Origin of the sequence: Kitasatospora sp. NPDC093679, assembly GCF_040683455.1 — a bacterium.
Taxonomy (GTDB): Bacteria; Actinomycetota; Actinomycetes; order Streptomycetales; family Streptomycetaceae; genus Kitasatospora; species Kitasatospora arboriphila.
Genome location: NZ_JBFBDW010000053.1, coordinates 24,347 through 43,588, shown reverse-complemented (window position 1 = coordinate 43,588; position 19,242 = coordinate 24,347). Strand labels below are relative to the sequence as shown.

Sequence of the window (19,242 nt, the reverse complement as noted above, 5' to 3'; positions counted from 1 at the left end):
GGTGTGATGCTCCCCGGACCCTTCCAGGTCGCACGGGCCCTGGCGGCCACCCGCGTGCTCGACGCCCCGGATCTCGACGACGCCCTGGAGGTCCTGCACCGGGACCCGGTCGCCAACGCCTTCGTCGCCACCCGCGTCGAGGCGGTCGGCCTGGACCCGTGGCGGCTCGGCGGCGAGATGTGGGGCTGGTACGGCGAGGACGGCCGGCTGGAGTCGCTCTGCTACGCCGGGGCCAACCTCGTCCTGGTCGACGCCGGGCCGGAGGCCGTCCGGGCCTTCGCCGAGCGCGCCCGGCGCCAGGGCCGCCGCTGCTCCTCCATCGTCGGCCCGGCCGGGCCCACGGCGGAGCTCTGGGCCCTGCTGGAGCGCAGCTGGGGCCCCGCCCGGGACGTCCGGGCCCACCAGCCGCTGATGGCCGCCACCGCCCCCTCCACGGAGGTCGAGGCCGACCCGCTGGTCCGCAGGGTGCGGCGCAACGAGATCGAGACGCTGATGCCGGCCTGCGTCGCGATGTTCACCGAGGAGGTCGGCATCTCGCCGCTGGCCGGCGACGGCGGCCTGCTCTACCAGGCCCGGGTGGCCGAACTGGTCTCGGCCGGCCGCTCCTTCGCCCGCTTCTCCGAGGACGGCGAGGTGCTCTTCAAGGCGGAGGTCGGCGCCGTCACCGAGGGCGCCTGCCAGATCCAGGGCGTCTGGGTCGCCCCCGAGCACCGCGGCCGGGGCCTGTCGAAGACCGGCATGGCCGCCGTCCTGGACATCGCGCTGCGCGAGGTCGCCCCCGTCGTCTCGCTCTACGTGAACGACTTCAACCTGCGCGCCAGGGCCGCCTACAAGCGGGTCGGCTTCACCGAGGTCGGCGCCTTCATGAGCGTCCTGTTCTGACCTCCGGCGGATCCCGGTCTTCGCAGGTCACGGCGGGCCCTCGAGGAGTAACGTCCCGGTCATGGAGCAGCTCACCGAGGTGACGATCGAGGCCATCGACCTGGCGGCCTGGGCGCCGTACGCGCTGGAGGTCCAGGCGCTCGCCTTCGGGCTGACCCCCGAGGAGGTCGCGGTGCGGCTGCACATCGTCGGACGGCACGCCCAGCAGCCCGGTGTGCTCGCCCTCGGCGCGATGAGCGGCGGCCGGCTGGTCGGCTTCGGCTACGGCATGCCGAACTCCCGCGAGCACTGGTGGTCCACCGTCATCCAGCCGTACCTGGAGGCCGGCGGGTACGGCGACTGGCTGGACGGCGTCTTCGCCGTCACCGAACTCCACGTGCTGCCCGGCTACCAGGGGCGCGGCCTCGGCAGCTCGCTGATCCGCGGCCTGTGCGAACGCTCCGGCAAGGACCGCAGCATCCTCTCCGCGATCGACGCCGAGACCCCGGCCCGCCGGCTCTACCGCTCGCTCGGCTACCGCGACCTCGCCCGGGCGGTGCGCTTCCCGAACACCGTCCGCCCGTACGCCGTGATGGGGGCCCGGCTGCCGCTCGCCGCGGTTCACAGCCAGGCCGCGAACTCCAGGTAGAGCTCCGCCGCCGCCCGGTCGCCCGTCGACAGGTGCCACAGGCCGGCCTCCACGGTGCGGAAGAGCGTCCAGCCGCGCAGCCGGTCCCGGTCGACCTCCAGCGCGCCGGAGAGCTGCTGCAGCCGGCGCCGGACGGCCGCGCGGGGGCCGGGGGAGCCGGCCAGGGTGTCCATCCGGTCCTGGGCCAGCCAGGCCAGGTCCCAGGCGCGCTCGCCGACCACCGGCTTCGGGTCGATCGCCAGCCACGGCGAGCGGTCCGCCGCGAGCACGTTGCCGTGGTGGAAGTCCCCGTGCAGCAGGAACCGCTCGGGCTCGGACCCGGCCAGCGCGGCGGCCGTCTCCAGCGCCTCGTCGACCAGCGGCCCGGCCGCCTCGGCGCCCGGCAGGGCACGGCGCTCGGCGATCCGCCCGGACAGCTCGGCGGCCACGTCCACCACCAGTCGGAAGGGATGCCCGTCCGCGGGCGGCACCCACAGCCGCTGCAGCAGCCCGGTCGCCTCCAGCATCGCCTTCGACTCGGCGAGCGAGCGCAACGGGATGTCGCCGTGCAGCCGCTCCAGCAGCAGCACCCCGGCCGCCGGGTCGGCGTCGACCAGCAGCACGGCGCCGCGGCCCGCCCAGTGCCGCAGCGCGGCGTGCTCCCGGTCCGTCTCCGGGGTCACCAGTCCGGCCTTGAGAACGGCCGGGGCGAGGTCGTCGTCCCGGTGCACGAAGCCGATCAGGCTGATCGGGCCGCCCGGGTCGGCGACCCGCTCCAGGGTCAGTCCCCAGCGGTCCAGGTACCCGGCGACCAGTTCGGGCAGGGCGGCCAGCCAGGCCAGCCCCTCCTCGCCCGCCCAGACCCGCACGGTGTCCGCGAGCCGCTCGGGGACGGTGATCTGCTGGCCTGGCAGTGCCGGCATGGTGGCCTCTCGCTCGGTGCGCCGCACAGGGGTGCGGCCCGTCCATTGTCGGCCATCGGCGGGAAGCCGCTGGTCAGCCGCTCGCCGACGCGCTCGTGCCGGGCGTCGTGCCCGCCCCGTCGGCCGCTTCCTGTGCCGGCAGGCCGGGCAGTGCCGACAGGTCGGCGCCCCACTGCGCGGCGCGCAGCGCGGTCTCCCGCAGGGCGGTGGCGGCGGTCTGCCGCAGCGCCCCGCCGGTGCCGGCGACGGCGTCCGCCCACACCGCGGTCAGCTGGGTCTCGATGTGCGCGGCGAGCCGTCCGGCACCGGCGGCGTCGGAGACCGCGAACGGCAGCCGGTAGCCGGCCGCGGCGGCTGCGGGGGTGGCGCCCGCACCGTCGAGTTCGCGCTGCAGCGCGTCCCGCCGGGCCTGGTGGGCGGCGTAACCGGCGCGGGCGGCGTCCCGCTGCGGGCCCGCCGGCGTTCGGGCGCCGACCACGCCGTAGCCGTAGACCGCGGCGTGCTCGGCCGACAGCGCGGCCTGCAGGGCGGCCACCGCGCCGGTCGGCAGCGGTGCGGGCCGGCCGCTCGCCGACCCGGACGGCGCGGCCCCGGTCGGGGCGGCCGGCGGGGCGATCGGGCCCGGGTCGCCGAGCGCCCCGGCGTGCAGGGCGCCGGAGGCGGCCACGGAGGCCAGCAGCCGGGCGAGCGCGGGGGAGGCGGCCTCCAGGTCGGCTAGCCGTTCCGCGGCGGTGCGGCGTTCGGCGGCGGCCAGGGCGGCGACACCGACTGCGGGCGCCGCCGTGGCGGCCGTGGCGGACGCGGTGGCCGAGGACGGTGCGGGGCCGGACGGCGACGGTGTCGGCAGTCCCGAGGCCAGCGCGGCCCGGTGCTCCTCGACGTCGGCCCGGAGCTCGCGCAGCGCCGCCGCCCGGTCGGCGCCGGGGCCGGCGATCACCGCGTCGTAGTCGGTGAGCAGGCGGTCGGTCGCGGCCACCGCGCGCAGCCGCAGCGGAAGGTCGGGGTCGGGCCGGTCCGTGCGGTCGGCGTCCCGGTGGTCCTCGGTGCAGCCGGCCGCCAGCAGCGCTCCGGCGAGCGCGCCGAGGGCCAGGACGGTCCGCCGGGTGGGGGACAGCATCGACACGCTCCCGCTCGTCTCGCGGGGCGGGGTGCCCCTGGGTCACCGTGAGGTCACCGTGCATCATCGCAGGGCCTCCCCGGCCCCGGACGGGCGGGCGGGTCCGACCGGGGGGTGTGAGCTTGCTCGCAGGCGCCGCCGTCACCCGGGCGGGCGGCACGGTCGGAATCGGCGGTTGCCCGGTGGACCGGATAGGCTGCGCCGTGAGTTAGCACCTGACAACAGCAGACGCGGCCGAGGAGTCACCCGGATGAGCACCCCCCAGACCGACCGGCTGCGTGCGCTGCTGGAACCCCTGGCCGCCGAGGCGGGCCTCGACCTGGAGGACGTCAGGATCACCCAGGCGGGCAGCCGCCGGCAGGTCCAGATCGACGTGGACGCCGACGGCGGTGTGGACCTCGACGCGATCGCGGACTTCAGCCGCGAGGTCGGCCGGGCGCTGGACGACTCCGACCTGATGGGCAGTGCCGCGTACCTGCTGGAGGTCGGCTCGCCGGGTGCTGAGCGCCCGCTCGTGCTGCCGCGCCACTGGGCCCGTGCCGAGGGCCGGCTGGCGAAGATCCAGCTGGTCGACGGCGGCGAGATCACCGCCCGGGTGCTGGAGAGCGACGAGGAGGGCGCGCTCGTCGAGGTGCAGCCGGTCAAGGGGCGCGGCCGTCCCAAGGAGCGCCGGCTGGCCTTCGCCGAGGTCGCCAAGGCCCGGGTCCAGGTGGAGTTCAACCGCAAGGACGACGCGCTGCTCGACGAGGCCGAGGACATCGTCGACGCGGACGACGTCGACGACACCGCCGACACCGCCGACACGGACGGCGCCGGCGACGACGGCTCGCACGACGCGTAGCCGGGGCGTTGCCCCGATCATGAACCTGAAGAGAGAAGAGGAGGCGTAGCCGTGGACATCGACATGAGCGCCCTGCGTGGGCTGGTTACCGAGAAGGGCGTTCCGTTCGACCTGCTGGTCGAGTCGATCGAGTCGGCGCTCCTCATCGCGTACCACCGCACCGAGGGCTCGCGCCGCCGCGCCCGGGTCGAGCTGAACCGCAAGACCGGCCACGTCACGGTCTGGGCGCTGGAGGACTCCGCCGAGCTGGAGGAGGGCGTCGAGCCGAAGGAGTTCGACGACACCCCGAGCGGCTTCGGCCGGATCGCCGCGTCGACCGCCAAGCAGGTCATCCTGCAGCGCCTGCGGGACGCCGCTGACGACCAGACCTTCGGCGAGTACGCGGGCAAGGAGGGCGACATCGTCACCGGTGTCGTCCAGCAGGGCAACGACCCCAAGAACATCCTGGTCGACATCGGCAAGCTGGAGGCGATCCTGCCCCCGCAGGAGCAGGTGCCCGGCGAGGAGTACAAGCACGGCACCCGGCTGCGCTGCTACGTGGTCGGCGTGCGCCGCGGCGTCCGCGGCCCGTCGGTGACGCTCTCGCGCACCCACCCGAACCTGGTCAAGCGCCTGTTCGCGCTGGAGGTGCCGGAGATCGCGGACGGCTCGGTGGAGATCGCCGCGATCGCCCGCGAGGCCGGCCACCGCACCAAGATCGCGGTGTGGTCGCGCAAGCAGGGCCTGAACGCCAAGGGCGCCTGCATCGGCCCGATGGGCGGCCGGGTGCGCAACGTGATGGCCGAGCTGCACGGCGAGAAGATCGACATCGTCGACTTCTCGGAGGACCCGGCCGAGATGGTCGCCGCCGCGCTGTCGCCCGCCCGGGTGACCAAGGTGGAGATCGTGGACTACGCGCAGCGGTCCGCGCGGGTGATCGTGCCGGACTACCAGCTGTCCCTGGCGATCGGCAAGGAGGGGCAGAACGCCCGCCTGGCCGCCCGCCTGACGGGCTGGCGGATCGACATCCGGCCGGACACCGAGGCCCCCGCCGGGGAATCCCCGGACCAGTAGTCGGTGTTGTAGGAGTCCCCCGGAGATCGGCGGGGCGGCGCCATGTCCCATCGGAGGGGTAGACTTGAAGTTGTCTGGCCGGACGCATGTCCGCGCATGCCCTGAACGCACCTGCGTGGGCTGCCGCAAGCGCGCGGCCAAGCACGAGCTGCTGCGTGTCGTGGCGGTCGAGGGCGAATGCGTCCCCGATCTCCGCGGCGCACTGCCGGGGCGGGGTGCACATCTGCATCCCGATCCCGCCTGCCTCGACCTCGCGGTCCGCCGTCGGGCGTTCCCCAGGGCCTTCCGGCTCCAGGGTCCGCTCGACACCGATGCACTGCGGTCACACGTCGAGCAGCGGGCGGGCGCGGCCCCGGCGTCCTGATGACTCAGGCGCGGCGGAGCACCGTAGGAACTGCACGGCACACGTTCGTCGTGTGCGGTGCGCAACGTCAGGTACCTCGCGAGATGGAAGTAGGTCGAGATTGCGATGAGCACTCGATGAGTACGCGATGAGTACGCCCATGAAGTAGCGACAGTCCGGCGGACGATGACCCCGGACGGATAGACAGGAGCGAAGTGGCTAAGGTCCGGGTATACGAGCTTGCCAAGGAACTTGGCTTGGAGAGCAAGGCCGTCATGGCCAAGCTCACCGAGCTCGGTGAGTTCGTGCGTTCGGCGTCCTCGACGATCGAGGCGCCGGTCGTTCGCAAGTTGACTGACGCTTTGGGAGCGACGCCGCCTGCCGGTGGTTCCTCCGCGAAGCCTGGCCCGCGGAAGCCCGCGGCGCCCCAGCCCGCCGGCGGTGCCGGCGCGGCTGCACCCAAGCCGGGTGCGCCCACCCCCGGCCCGCGTCCCACCGGGACGCCGGGCCCCCGTCCCACCCCCGCCGCCGCGGCCCCGTCCGCGCCGGCCGCCCCCGCGGCTTCCCGCCCGGGCGGCGCGCCGACGCCCGGTCCGCGCCCGGCCCGCCCGGCCGCGCCCGCCGCTCCTGCGGCGCCGGCGGCCGAGTTCTCCTCCCCAGCCCCGGCCGGCGAGGCCCGTGAGTCCCGTCCGGCCGCTGCGCGTCCGGCCAACCCCGCGGCCCGTCCGGGCCCGCGTCCGGCCGGCCCGCGTCCGGGCAACAACCCCTTCACGTCGAGCAACACCGGCATGGCCCGGCCCGGCGAGCGCCGTCAGGGCGGTCCCGGTGCCGGTGCCCCGCGTCCCGGTGGCGACCGTCCGCGTCCGGGTGCCGGTGCGCCCGGTGCCGGTGGTGCCCCGCGTCCGGGCGGCGACCGTCCGCGTCCGGGTGCCGGTGCGCCCGGTGCCGGTGGTGCCCCGCGTCCCGGTGGCGCACGTCCGGGTGCTCCCGGCGCCGGTGCTCCGCGTCCCGGTGGCGCTCCGCGTCCGGACGGGCTGCCCCGTCCCGCCGCGCCGCGTCCCGGTGGCCCGAGCCCCGCGGGCATGCCCCGTCCCAACCCCGGCATGATGCCGCAGCGTCCGGCCGGTCCGGGCCCGCGTCCGGGCCCGCGCCCGGGTGGCGGCCCCGGTGCCCGTCCGGGTGGCGGCGCCGGCGGCGGTCGTCCCGGCTTCGCCGGTCGTCCGGCCGGTCCGGGCTCGCGTCCGGCGGGCGGCGGCTTCGGCGGCCCGCGTCCGGGTGGCGGTGCCGGCGGCGGTGGCGGCTTCGGCGGCGGCGGTGCCCGTCCCGGTGGCTTCGGCGGCCGTCCCGGTGGTCCGGGTGGCCGTGGCGGCACGCAGGGTGCCTTCGGTCGCGGTCCCGGTGGCCGTCCGGCCCGCGGTCGCAAGTCGAAGCGGGCGAAGCGCCAGGAGTACGAGGCCATGCAGGCCCCGTCCGTCGGCGGTGTGATGCTTCCTCGCGGCAACGGACAGACCGTCCGCCTGTCGCGCGGTGCCTCCCTGACGGACTTCGCGGAGAAGATCAACGCCAACCCGGCGGCGCTCGTCTCGGTGATGTTCAACCTGGGCGAGATGGTCACCGCGACCCAGTCGGTCTCCGACGCCACCCTCGAGCTGCTGGCCGGCGAGATGGGCTTCGTGCTGGAGATCGTCAGCCGTGAGGACGAGGACCGCGAGCTGCTCGAGTCCTTCGACATCGACTTCGGTGCCGACGAGGGCGACGAGGAGATGCTGGCGCCGCGTCCGCCGGTCGTGACCGTCATGGGTCACGTCGACCACGGCAAGACCCGCCTGCTCGACGCCATCCGCAAGACCAACGTGGTGGCGGGCGAGGCCGGCGGCATCACCCAGCACATCGGTGCCTACCAGGTGCAGACCGAGGTGAACGGCGAGGAGCGCCGCATCACCTTCCTGGACACCCCGGGTCACGAGGCGTTCTCCGCCATGCGTGCCCGTGGTGCCAAGTCGACCGACATCGCGATCCTGGTGGTCGCGGCCAACGACGGCGTCATGCCGCAGACGATCGAGGCGCTGAACCACGCCAAGGCCGCCGGCGTGCCGATCGTGGTCGCGGTCAACAAGATCGACGTCGAGGGTGCCGACCCGACCAAGGTCCGCGGCCAGCTGACCGAGTTCGGCCTGGTGGCCGAGGAGTACGGCGGCGACACCATGTTCGTCGACATCTCCGCCCGCCAGGGCCTGCACATCGAGCAGCTGCTGGAGGCCGTGGTCCTCACCGCGGACGCCTCGCTCGACCTCCGGGCCAACCCGGAGCAGGACGCGCAGGGCATCGCGATCGAGGCCCACCTGGACAAGGGCCGCGGCGCCATGGCGACGCTGCTCGTCCAGCGCGGCACGCTCCGCGTCGGCGACTCGATCGTCGTGGGCGACGCCTACGGCCGCGTCCGCGCGATGCTGGACGAGAACGGCAACAGCCTCAATGAGGCCGGCCCGTCCCGTCCGGTCCTGCTCCTCGGTCTGACCTCGGTGCCCCGCGCCGGCGACAGCTTCATCGTCGTCGACGAGGACCGCACCGCCCGCCAGATCGCCGAGAAGCGCGCCGCCCGCGACCGCAACGCGTCCATGGCCCAGCGCCGTGTCCGCGTCTCGCTCGAGGGTCTGGAGGCCGCCCTGGCCGCCGGCTCCATCGAGAAGCTCAACCTCATCATCAAGGGTGACGTCTCCGGTTCCGTCGAAGCCCTCGAGGACGCCCTCGTCAAGCTGGACGTGGGCGAGGAGGTCGAGCTCCGGATCCTGCACCGCGGTGTGGGTGCCATCACCGAGTCCGACGTGGACCTGGCGATGGGCTCGGACGCCATCATCATCGGCTTCAACGTGCGCGCCGAGGGGCGTGCCCGTACCGCGGCCGATCGCGAGGGCGTCGACATCCGGTACTACTCGGTCATCTACCAGGCGATCGAGGAGATCGAGGCCGCGCTCAAGGGCCTGCTCAAGCCCGAGTACGAGGAGGTGCGCCTCGGCTCCGCGGAGATCCGCGAGGTGTTCCGCTCCTCCAAGTTCGGCAACATCGCCGGTGTCCTGGTGCGCGAGGGCGTCATCCGACGCAACACCAAGGCCCGCCTGCTGCGCGACGGCAAGGTCGTGGCGGAGAACCTCAACATCGAGGGCCTGCGCCGCTTCAAGGACGACGCGACCGAGGTCCGCGAGGGCTTCGAGGCCGGTGTGACCCTGGGCTCGTACAACGACATCAAGGTCGACGATGTCATCGAGACCTACGAGATGCGCGAGAAGCCGCGCTCGTAACGGCTCACTGTCCGGGGCCGGCCGACGGGTGCATAACCCGTCGACCGGCCCCGGTCTCGCTGTGTAGGGTCCTCGTACATCCCCGAGCAGGGATCTCTCCGAGGCCTCCAGGTCGGCTCTGACCTGCCACACATGTTCGTAGGAACACTCACGTTCGACCTCCTCCTGGGTGACGTCCACTCGTTGAAGGAGAAGCGCTCGATCGTGCGGCCCATCGTGGCCGAACTGCAGCGCAAGTACAGCGTGTGCGCTGCCGAAGTCGGGAACCAGGACCTGCACCGCCGGGCCGAGATCGGCCTCGCGGTGGTCTCCGGGGACGCCTCGTACGTCACCGAGGTCCTGGACAGCTGTGAGCGGCTCGTCGCCGGCCGCCCCGAGGTGATGCTGCTCTCCGCACGGAGGCGGTACCACCACGACGACGATGAGTGACCACCGGTCGGGCGGGACGCCCCCGCGGGAGCGGGAGTCGCCACCGTCACACCGATCAGGACCGAGAGCGCCCACAAGGCTGGGCGCGGGCAGGTACGTTGGGGCAGGGGCCCCACCGGGTGCGCGACCGACCCGGGTACCGGGCCCATCGCACGAGGAGGCAACGTGACCGACACCGCAAGGGCGCGCAAGCTCGCCGACCGCATCCAGGTGGTCGTCGCCGAGACCCTGCAGCGCCGGATCAAGGACCCGCGTCTGGGCTACGTGACCATCACCGACGCCCGGGTCACCGGGGACCTGCGCGAGGCCACCGTCTTCTACACCGTCTACGGTGACGAGACCGAGCGCCAGGCCAGCGCCGCCGCCCTGGAGAGCGCCAAGGGCGTCCTGCGCTCCGAGGTCGGCCGGCAGACCGGGGTGCGCTTCACGCCCACCCTGACCTTCGTCGCGGACGCGCTGCCGGACAACGCCAAGAACATCGACGACCTGCTCGACCGGGCCCGCCAGTCCGACGCGGCGGTGCGCACCGCCGCGGCCGGCGCCAGCTACGCCGGCGAGGCGGACCCGTACCGCAGCAGCACCCGCGACGACGACGCGGACGAGGACGAGTAGGCATGACCGGCGAGCCGACGGCGGCCGGTACCGCGGGGGCGGTCTCCACCAGCACGGTGGAGCCTGCCCTCGCGGTGCTTCCGGGGCCACGCACGGAGGCCTCCGGCCTCGACCACGAGTGGCAGCGCGTCGTGGCGGAGATCGGGCGGGCCACCGACATCGACCTGATCTGCCACATCAACCCGGACGGCGACGCCCTGGGCTCCGCGCTCGCCGCGGGCCTCGCGCTGCGCTCGCTCGGCCACCGCGTCCGGGTCTCCTTCGGCGACGACCCGCAGATCGTCCCCGAGTCGCTGTCCTTCCTGCCCGGCCAGGAGCTGATCGTGCCCGCCGCGGACGTCCCCGACGTGCCCGAGCTGGTGCTCTGCTTCGACGTCGCCTCCGAGGGCCGCCTCGGCCTGCTCCGCGACAAGGCCTTCGCCGCCCCGGTCATGGTCGTCCTCGACCACCACGCCTCCAACCCGGGCTTCGGCACCCACCGGCTGATCGACCCGGGCGCCCCGGCCACCGCCGTGCTCGTCGACGAGCTGCTGCGCCGCCTCGGCGTCCCGCTCGACCAGGCGCTCGCCACCTGCCTCTACACCGGCGTCGCCACCGACACCGGCTCCTTCAAGTACTCCGCCACCACGCCGGCCACCCACGAGCTCGCCGCCCGGCTGCTCGCCACCGGCATCCGGCACGACCTGATCTCCCGCCAGCTCTGGGACACCTCCTCGTTCGGCTACCTCAAGGTGCTCGCCGGCGCCCTCGGGCGCGCGGTCTTCGAGCCGGACGCGGTCGGCGGCCGCGGCCTGGTGTGGACCTGGGTGCCGTACCAGGAGCTCGCCCTGTTCGGCGTCACCGTCGAGGAGATCGAGGGCCTGATCGACGTGCTCCGGCGGCCCGCCGAGGCCGAGGTCGCGCTCGTGCTCAAGCAGGACCCGGACGGCACCCTGCGCGGCTCCTGCCGCTCCAAGGGCGCCGTGGACGTCGCCGCGGCCTGCACCGAACTCGGCGGCGGCGGGCACGTCTACGCCGCCGGCTTCGCCGCCCGCGAGGACGTCGAGACGGTGGTGGCCCGCTTCCGGGCCGCGCTGGCCGGCTGACCCCGCCCACCCATTCCGCGAAGAAAGAACCCATGAAGCGCAAGGGAACTGGTCCGGACGGCCTGGTCGTCGTCGACAAGCCGGAGGGCATCACCTCGCACGGCGTGGTCGCCAAGCTGCGATGGCTGGCCGGCACCCGCAAGGTCGGCCACGCCGGCACCCTCGACCCGATGGCCACCGGCGTGCTGGTGCTCGGCGTCGAGCGGGCCACCCGGCTGCTCGGCCACCTGATGCTCACCAGCAAGACCTACGAGGCGACGATCCGGCTCGGCCAGACCACGATCACCGACGACCGGGAGGGCGAGGTCACCGCCTCGACGCCGGCCGACGGCGTCGCCCGGGAGGCGATCGACACCGGGATCGCCGCGCTGACCGGCGAGATCATGCAGGTCCCGTCCAAGGTCTCCGCCATCAAGATCGACGGCAAGCGCTCCTACGCCCGGGTCCGCGAGGGCGAGGACTTCGAACTCGCCGCGCGGCCCACCAACGTGCACTCCTTCACCGTCCACGAGCAGCGGGCCGCGACCGCCGAGGACGGCACCCCGGTGATCGACCTCGACGTCACCGTCGAGTGCTCCTCCGGCACCTACATCCGCGCGCTCGCCCGCGACCTCGGCGAAGCCCTCGGCGTCGGCGGCCACCTCACCGCGCTGCGCCGCACCAAGGTCGGCCCGTACGGCCTGGAGCACGCCCGCACCCTGGAGCAGCTGGAGGAGAAGCTGGAGGTGCTGCCGATCGCCGACGCGGCGGCCGCCGCCTTCCCCCGCTGGGACATCGACGCCGAGCAGGCCGAGCTGCTCTCGCACGGCATGCGGCTCAAGGCCCCCGGCCTCGGCACGGACGGCCCGATCGCGGTCTTCGACCCGGAGGGCCGCTTCCTCGCCCTGGTCGAGGAGAAGGGCGGGCACGCCCGTCCGGTGGCCGTCTTCGTCGGCTGACCTGCGGCCTCTTCGTTCGCGCCGCTCCCGGTTCACTCCGCGTGCTCACCCTTTCGGGCGAGCGCGCGGAGTGAACCGGTGTCGTGAACGGCGCGCGCAGGGTGGTGCGCCGTCCGCCGGGGGCAGACTCCCCGCGGTGAGTACGGCGGCCGGGCCGGCCGCCGGCTGATCCGGCGGGAGGGGCGGCGCGGATGGCGGGCAGACACCAGCCGGGGGCGACGGCAGGGCCGCGCCCGCCCCGACCCGAGGACGCCCTGGTGGGCGTCCTCGACGGAACGGGCCGGCTCCGCGGCCTCGGCTTCACCGCCGACCCGCAGGGCACCGTGGTCACCGCCCACGAGGTCGCCGCGGGCCCCGGAGCCCTGGCCCTCCGACTGCCCGACGGCACCCTCCGGCCGCTCGGCCCGGACGCCGTCGAGCCGCTGCCCGAGCTCGGCCTCGCCCTGCTCCACCCCGCGGCCGACGGCCCGCCCGGGCCGGGCCCGGCCAACACGCCCGCCGTACCCGCCGGGGCCCTCCCGGCGGCCCTTCCGGCCGCCCTCCCGATCGCACAGGACGCCGACCGGGCCGACGGGCGGCCGCTGGCCCTGCTCCGCCCCACCGCGCCGGACGGGACGCCCGCAGCCCCGCACCCCGTCGGCCTGGCCGGCCGCTGCACCGCCGTGCTGGTGCTGCCGGAGGGCCTGCACGCCGTCCCCGGCACCCTCGTCCTCGCCGTACCGCCGCAGGCCGTGCTGCCCGGCACCCCCGTGCTGGACACCACCACCGGCGCCGTCCTCGCCGTCCTCGCCCCGGCCCTGCGCGGCGAGCGCCCCGACACCGTCGCGGCCGCCCCGCTCACCGGCACGGGCCTGCACCGGCTGCTGCGACGCAACGCCGAGAGCGTCCCCGCGCACGGCACCGCACTCAACCTCGGCGGAGTCCTCCAACTCGCCGCCGCCCAGCTGCACTCCGCCGGCCCCGGCCCGTCCCGGACGGCCGAGCTCGCCGCCGACCGCACCGACCGGGCCGACGGCCTCACCGGCGAGGAACCCGACGACCTGCTCACCGTGCTGGTCGGCGCCCCCGGCAGCGGACGCAGCACCGAGCTCGCCGCCCTGGCCGTACGGCGCGGCGCGGGCGCCCGCCCGCTGCCCACCCTGCGGCTGCGCGGCGCCGACCTCGCCCCCGGCGACACCTCGCTCGCCGACCCGGTCGCCCGCGCCCTCGCCGGCGCCGCGGACCGGCTCGCCGTCCCCACCCCCGCCGCCGACCGGGCCGCCCGCCTCTGCGCCGACGCCGCCCGCCCGCTGCTCGTCCTGCTGGACGCCCTCGAGGAGGCCCCCACCGTCCCCTCCCGCGCCTGGTGGGCCGCCACCGCGGCCTGGCTCGCCGAGCACCGCGTCCGGCTGCTCACCGCCTGCCGCCCCGAGACCTGGGACGGCCCCGACACCCCCGTCGGCCGCCCCGTGGGCCTCGGCCCGCTGCCCGCCGACGCCGCCGCCCGCGCCGCCCGCCGGCACGGCGCCGAGGCGGCCGCCCTCGCACCCGCCGACGCCCGCCACCCCGAGGCGCTGCGCACCGCCGGCGAACTGCGCGCCGCCGGCGTGCACGGCGCACCGGCCGGCCGCGGCGAGCTCTACGCCGCCCACCTCGACCTGGTCTGCCTGCGGGCCGCCCGCCGGATCCGCGCCGCCGAGGACCGCCGCCCCGGCGCCCACCGCCGCGGCACACCGCCGCTCGGCGGCGAGGACACCGGCCGGCTGCGCCGCACCGCCGCCGCCCTCGCCGGACGCGTCCACGAGGCCGCCAGGCTGCTGCTCGGCGCCGGCCACGCGGGGCTGACCGCCGCCGAGTTCGAGCGCCTCTTCCCGGCCGCCGGCGGCTGGGGCCCGGCCGTCCTCGCGGAGGGTCTGTTCGTCGCCGCCGGGGACGGCCACCGGTTGGCCCGCGAGGACCACGCCGACTGGCTGCAGGGCCGCCACCTGGACCTCGACCGTGCCCTCGGCCTGCTGCTCGACCCGGGCGCCGCCGCCCCGGCCGGCCACGGCGACGCGGACGGCCACGGCGACGCGGCGGGCCACGGGGTGCCGCGGCACCGGCTCGGCCCGGTCGCCGCCGCACTGCGCCGATGCGCCGAGAACGGCGAGGAGGCCGTCCTGGCCGGGCACCTGCAGCGGCTGCAGCACACCCTGGCCACCGCCGCGCCCGGCAGCGAGGCCGCCTGGTGGGCCGCCCGCCTGCTCGCCGCCGTACTGCCCGCGCTGCCCCGCCCCGGCGCCCACCGGACGCTGCTGGCCCGGCTCGCCGGCCACCCCGCCTTCACCCCCGCCTGGTGGGCCGCCCTGCCGCTCGACCCCGCCGAGCGGATCGACCTGCTGCGCGGCCTCGTCCGCACCGAACCGCCCGGCGGGCCGTACCGGGCCGCGGCCGCCGGGCTGCTCGCCGCCGACCCGGTCACCGTGCAACCGCTGCTGTGCGCCTGGTTCGCCGACACCGGCCCGCTCGCCGACGGCACCGGCGCCACCGTCGCCGACCTCGCCCACGACCTGCTGCACGCCCACCGCAGGCTGGCCGTCGACGAGTTGACGGACACCCTGGCCGGCGCCGCCCACCCGCGGGCCGACGCCCTGCTCGCCCGGCTCGCCGAGGACGAGCCCTCCGCGCTCTGCCGCGCCGTCGACCGGTGGAGCCACGACCCGCGCCCCGAACGGCACATCGCCGCCGCCGTGCACGCGCTGCGCACCGCCCCGCACGCCAACCCGGCCGGCCGGCGGCTGCTGCGGTTCACCGCGCTCACCCTGCTCGGCCGCGAGGACGAGCCCGCCCTGCACGGCGCCGCCCTCGCCCTGCTGCTGCACGACCCCGAGGACCGGGTCGCGCACCTGCCGCGCGCCCTCGACGCCTACGCCGCCGACGACCCCTTCCTCGGCGCCGCCGCACTCGCCCCCGCCCTGGACGACCACCCCGGGGCCGTGCTGGCCGCCGTCCGGCGCAGGCTCGCGGCCCCCGCCGCGCCGGTCGCCGACGGACTGCGCCTGCTCGCCGGTGCCACCGACCCCCGGACCGTCCGCGAGGGCGTCCTGCTCGCCGCCCGACAGCTGCGCGAACACCCCGAACGCGCCGGGCAGTTGGCCGCCCACCTGGAGGTCCTGCTGGCCGCCGGGCACGACGCCCGGCCGCTGGTCGCCGAGCTGGTCACCGCCCCCGCGACCGTCCGCAAGGTCTTCGCCCCGGTGCTCGCCGCGCAGGGCGGCCCCGACGCCGCCGCCCGGGCCGGCCTGCTGGACGCCCTGCTCGCCGCCGAACGCGACCCCGGGGTGCTCGGCGCCGTCCTCGACCGGTTCGCGGACGGCTGCGCCCGTACCGATCCGGAACGGGCCCGCGCCCTCGTCCGCCGGATCGCCGGACGGTGGCCCGCGGCCGACGCCGCCCTCGTCCGGGCCGCCGGCCGGACGGCCGCCTTCGCCCGGCTGCTCGCCGACTGGCCGGACACCGCACCGCCGCCCCCGGACGGCCCGCTGACCGCCCGGCTGCGCGAGCTCGCCGCCGCCGGCCGGGACCCGCAGTACGCCGCGGCCGAGGCCGAACGGGCCGCCGACCGCGCCGAGGCCATTCCGGTGCCGAAGCAGGGACGGGCTCATGGCACGCTATAGGGGTTCGGGTTGAGTGTTCGAGCGCCTCCCGAGGCGCGGCAGAGGAACAAGGAGCGGTCAGGTGCAGCGCTGGCGTGGCCTGGAGGAGATCCCCGGGGACTGGGGGCGCAGCGTCGTCACCATCGGATCGTTCGACGGTGTGCACCGCGGCCACCAGCTGATCATCGAGCGGGTGGTGGAGCGGGCCCGCGAGCTCGGCGCCAGGTCCGTCGTCGTCACCTTCGACCCGCACCCCAGCGAGGTCGTCCGGCCGGGCAGCCACCCGGCCCTGCTCGCCCCGCAGCCCCGCCGGGCCGAACTGATCGAGGGGCTCGGCGTCGACGCCGTGCTCGTCCTGCCGTTCACCCTCGAATTCTCCCAGGAGTCACCGGAGTTCTTCGTCCGGTCGGTGCTGGTGGACGCGCTGCGAGCGAAGGCCGTCGTCGAGGGACCGAACTTCCGCTTCGGCCACCGGGCCGCCGGCAACGTCGCGCTGCTCACCGAGCTCGGCCGCACCGACGACTTCGAGGTCGAGGTGCTCGACCTGCAGGTGAGCGGCAGCGCCGGCGACGGCGAGGCGTTCTCCTCCAGCCTGTGCCGGCGGCTGGTCGCCGCCGGGGACATGGCCGGCGTCGCCGAGGTGCTCGGCCGCCCGCACCGGGTCGAGGGCGTGGTCGTCCGCGGCGCCCAGCGCGGCCGCGAACTCGGCTACCCCACCGCCAACGTGGAGACCGTGCCGCACAGCGCCGTCCCCGCCGACGGCGTCTACGCGGGCTGGCTCACCGCCGACGGCGAGCGCATGCCGGCCGCCATCTCGGTGGGCACCAACCCCACCTTCGACGGCACCGCCCGCACCGTCGAGGCCTACGCCATCGACCGGGTCGGCCTCGACCTGTACGGCCTGCACGTGGCCGTCGACTTCCTCGCCTACCTGCGCGGCATGGAGAAGTTCGACTCGATCGAGGACCTGCTGGAGCGGATGGCCGACGACGTCAAGCAGGCCCGCGTGCTCACCGACACCGCCGGCTGACGCACCCGAGCGCGCCGCAGGCCCCCGACAGGTGCTGTCGGGGGCCGGCTTGCGTGCTGTACGCCGCCGGGCTCAGTGCTGCGGCGGCGGGTAGCCGTACCCGGGCGGCGGGGGCTGCTGGCCGTCCTGCTGCGGCGGGTAGCCGTACCCCGGCTGCTGCGGCTGCTGCGGCTGCTGCCACTCCTGCGGCAGCGGCTGCGCGCCGGGCTGGGCCTGCGGCGGCTGCTGGCCCCAGCCGGGCGGCGGGGCCTGGCCCGGCTGCGGGGTCCACGGCGCACCCGGCGCGGGCTGCCCCGGGTAGCCGTAGCCCGGCTGCTGCGGCTGCTGCTGCGGGTAGCCCTGCTGCTGGTACGGCTGCGCCGGCTGCTGCTGCCCGTAGCCCTGCTGCTGCGCCCAGGCGGCCTGCTGGGCCTGCTGGGTGCGGGCGATGTCCTCGCCGACCAGGGTGGCCAGCTCGAAGTACGCGTCGCGGACCTTGGGCTTCATCATGGCGAGGTTGACCTCGGCGCCGGCCGCCAGGCTCTCGTCGAACGGCACCACCACGACACCGCGGCAGCGGGTCTGGAAGTGCGCCACGATGTCCTCGACCTTGATCATCTTGCTGGTCTCGCGGACCCCGGAGACCACCGTGATGCTGCGCTGCACCAGGTCCGCGTAACCGTGCGCGGACAGCCAGTCCAGCGTGGTCGAGGCACTGGAGGCACCGTCCACGCTGGGCGTCGAGACGATGATCAGCTGGTCCGCGAGGTCCAGCACGCCGCGCATCGCGCTGTAGAGCAGCCCGGTGCCGGAATCGGTCAGGATGATCGGGTAGTGCTGGCCGAGCGTCTGGATGACCTGGCGGTAGTCCGAGTCGTCGAAGGTGGTGGAGACCGCCGGGTCGACGTCGTTCGCCAGGATCTCCAGGCCCGAGTGCAGGTCCTGCGAGGTGAACTGGCGGATGTCCATGTAGCTGCGCAGGTGCGGGATGGCCGTCACCAGGTCGCGGATGGTCGCGCCGGTCTGGCGCTTCACCCGGCGGCCGAGCGTGCCGGCGTCCGGGTTGGCGTCGATCGCGATGACCTTGTCCTGGCGCTCGCTCGCCAGCGTCGCACCCAGCGAGGTCGTCGTCGTGGTCTTGCCGACGCCGCCCTTGAGGCTGATCACCGCGATCCGGTAGCAGCTCAGCACCGGAGTCCGGATGATCTCCAGCTTGCGCGCCCGGTCGGCCTGCGCCGCCTTGCCGCCGAACTGGAACCGCGGCTGCTGGCGCTGGGCCTTCGGCTGCCCCCGCAGCAGCCGGTCCGAGGACAGCTCGACCGCGGCGGTGTAGCCCAGTGCCGCGCCGTGCGCCTGCGCCTGCTGCGGACCGGCCTGCTGGAAGGCGGCCGGGGCCTGCGGGACACCGCCCTGCTGCGGGTACGGCTGCTGGTACGCCTGCGGCTGCGGCCAGCCGCCCGTCCGCGGGTCGACCGGCGGACCGGGCACCGGGGCGGGGCCGGGTGCCGGAGCGGGACCGGGGCCGGGAACCGTCGGGGGGACACCCTGCTGCGGCTGCTGCTGCCAGGGCCCCGGCTGCGGCGCACCCGTCTGCTGGTACGGCTGCGGGCCCGGCGGCACCGGCTGCTGTGGCGGGGCGTACGGACCGGGCTGCTGGGGCTGCTGCGGCTGGGTTTGCTGCGGCGCGGGCGGCCACGGCTGCGCGGCCTGCTGCTCGGGAGCAGGCGCAGGCGCAGGAGCGGGCACGGGAGCGGGCACCGGCGCGGGCACCGGCTCGGCCGGCGGCACCGCGGCGGACTGCACCTCCACCACGGGCTTGACCACGGGCTCCGCCACGGGCACGGGCTCCGCGACCGGGACGGGAGCGGGCACCGGAGCGGGCGGCTGCTCGGCGACCGGCTGCCGGGCCGCCTCCGGAGCGTCGGGCTGCGGCGGCACGACCGGCGGCTGCTCGGCCACCGGCGCAGGGGCGGGCACGGGAGCGGGCACCGGCGCCGCAGCCGACTCCGCGGCCGGCGCGGGAGCGGGCACCGGTGCGGGCGGCTGCGCCACCGGAGGCTGGACGGCGACCGGCGGCTGCACCACCGGGGGCTGCGCGGACGGCGGTGGGGACGGCGCGGGCGCCGGTGCGGGCTGCTCCGGCGCGGCGCTCTGCGTGTACCAGGACGGGGGAGCGTAGTCGGGCTCGTCCGACCAGTCGTCGTCCTCCTCCGCCGCGTTGTCGCCGACGTAGACGCCGTCCCGATCGCTGCTCACTGGGGCTCCCTCGTTTTCGTCGCCGCTGTTCGCGGTGGGTCGGGCAACAAGACTAGGACGTGATCCGCGGTCACCTGAAGGCGGTACCGGCTGCCGGACCGCGGCGGGCACGGCGGATCGTCGCACCGGGAACCGTCCAAAGGGTGAACGCCCGACGTGCGCCCTCCTGCCTCCCGTCCCCGGCCGTGACCGCTCGAAACGGTGGCGGCCGACACGGGTGTCCGTGCCGGCCGC

The 19,242-nt window shown here is 75.8% G+C and carries 15 protein-coding genes; 12 read left to right on the top strand and 3 right to left on the bottom strand.

All coding sequences use genetic code 11. The annotated features are described in order from the left end of the window. Window positions 1–6: 6 nt before the first annotated feature. On the top strand, window positions 7–882 hold the full coding sequence (locus AB0O09_RS31315) for a GNAT family N-acetyltransferase (RefSeq protein ID WP_344626979.1): 876 nt from the start codon (window positions 7–9) through the stop codon (window positions 880–882). 61 nt (window positions 883–943) lie between these two features. Further along, window positions 944–1,510, top strand: a complete 567-nt coding sequence (locus AB0O09_RS31310) for a GNAT family N-acetyltransferase (RefSeq protein WP_363547504.1) — start codon at window positions 944–946, stop codon at window positions 1,508–1,510. Here the strand turns inward: AB0O09_RS31310 and AB0O09_RS31305 are convergent. After that, window positions 1,483–2,412 carry an aminoglycoside phosphotransferase family protein gene (locus AB0O09_RS31305; RefSeq protein WP_363547501.1) on the bottom strand — a complete coding sequence of 310 codons (930 nt, stop codon included), beginning with the start codon at window positions 2,410–2,412 and terminating at the stop codon, window positions 1,483–1,485. The genes AB0O09_RS31310 and AB0O09_RS31305 overlap by 28 nt on opposite strands. Window positions 2,413–2,485: 73 nt before the next feature. Then, the gene (locus AB0O09_RS31300) at window positions 2,486–3,529 is read right to left on the bottom strand and encodes a ferritin-like domain-containing protein (RefSeq protein ID WP_363547498.1); all 1,044 of its coding nucleotides are present in this window, start codon (window positions 3,527–3,529) and stop codon (window positions 2,486–2,488) included. Between the two features lie 250 nt (window positions 3,530–3,779). Here AB0O09_RS31300 and rimP point away from each other — a divergent pair, with 250 nt between their 5' ends. The 10 genes from rimP (at window position 3,780) to AB0O09_RS31250 (ending at window position 16,773) form a co-directional block, all read left to right on the top strand. After that, entirely contained in the window at window positions 3,780–4,370 is a 591-nt protein-coding gene (gene rimP / locus AB0O09_RS31295; protein ID WP_363547495.1) for a ribosome maturation factor RimP, read from the top strand. A 51-nt stretch (window positions 4,371–4,421) separates the two neighbouring features. Next, window positions 4,422–5,423 (top strand): transcription termination factor NusA, encoded by a 1,002-nt coding sequence (nusA, locus tag AB0O09_RS31290; RefSeq protein WP_030274800.1) that lies wholly within the window; start codon window positions 4,422–4,424, stop codon window positions 5,421–5,423. A gap of 70 nt (window positions 5,424–5,493) precedes the next feature. After that, window positions 5,494–5,787 carry a YlxR family protein gene (locus AB0O09_RS31285; protein ID WP_344626980.1) on the top strand — a complete coding sequence of 98 codons (294 nt, stop codon included), beginning with the start codon at window positions 5,494–5,496 and terminating at the stop codon, window positions 5,785–5,787. 194 nt (window positions 5,788–5,981) lie between these two features. Next, on the top strand, window positions 5,982–9,065 hold the full coding sequence (gene infB / locus AB0O09_RS31280) for a translation initiation factor IF-2 (RefSeq protein ID WP_363547491.1): 3,084 nt from the start codon (window positions 5,982–5,984) through the stop codon (window positions 9,063–9,065). A 132-nt stretch (window positions 9,066–9,197) separates the two neighbouring features. Beyond that, window positions 9,198–9,494, top strand: coding sequence for a DUF503 domain-containing protein (locus AB0O09_RS31275; protein ID WP_030274794.1), 297 nt, complete (start codon window positions 9,198–9,200; stop codon window positions 9,492–9,494). A gap of 165 nt (window positions 9,495–9,659) precedes the next feature. Next, the gene (rbfA, locus tag AB0O09_RS31270) at window positions 9,660–10,106 is read left to right on the top strand and encodes a 30S ribosome-binding factor RbfA (RefSeq protein WP_363547488.1); all 447 of its coding nucleotides are present in this window, start codon (window positions 9,660–9,662) and stop codon (window positions 10,104–10,106) included. A 2-nt stretch (window positions 10,107–10,108) separates the two neighbouring features. Further along, window positions 10,109–11,191, top strand: coding sequence for a bifunctional oligoribonuclease/PAP phosphatase NrnA (locus AB0O09_RS31265; RefSeq protein WP_363547485.1), 1,083 nt, complete (start codon window positions 10,109–10,111; stop codon window positions 11,189–11,191). Window positions 11,192–11,223: 32 nt separating this feature from the next. Beyond that, on the top strand, window positions 11,224–12,129 hold the full coding sequence (gene truB / locus AB0O09_RS31260) for a tRNA pseudouridine(55) synthase TruB (RefSeq protein WP_363547482.1): 906 nt from the start codon (window positions 11,224–11,226) through the stop codon (window positions 12,127–12,129). Window positions 12,130–12,320: 191 nt separating this feature from the next. Next, window positions 12,321–15,764 carry a serine protease gene (locus AB0O09_RS31255; RefSeq protein WP_363547479.1) on the top strand — a complete coding sequence of 1,148 codons (3,444 nt, stop codon included), beginning with the start codon at window positions 12,321–12,323 and terminating at the stop codon, window positions 15,762–15,764. A gap of 61 nt (window positions 15,765–15,825) precedes the next feature. After that, window positions 15,826–16,773 (top strand): bifunctional riboflavin kinase/FAD synthetase, encoded by a 948-nt coding sequence (locus AB0O09_RS31250; RefSeq protein WP_344627243.1) that lies wholly within the window; start codon window positions 15,826–15,828, stop codon window positions 16,771–16,773. 72 nt (window positions 16,774–16,845) lie between these two features. On the opposite strand, the gene AB0O09_RS31245 is transcribed toward AB0O09_RS31250, so the two are convergent. Then, window positions 16,846–19,008, bottom strand: a complete 2,163-nt coding sequence (locus AB0O09_RS31245) for a MinD/ParA family protein (RefSeq protein ID WP_363547476.1) — start codon at window positions 19,006–19,008, stop codon at window positions 16,846–16,848. Window positions 19,009–19,242: the final 234 nt, after the last annotated feature.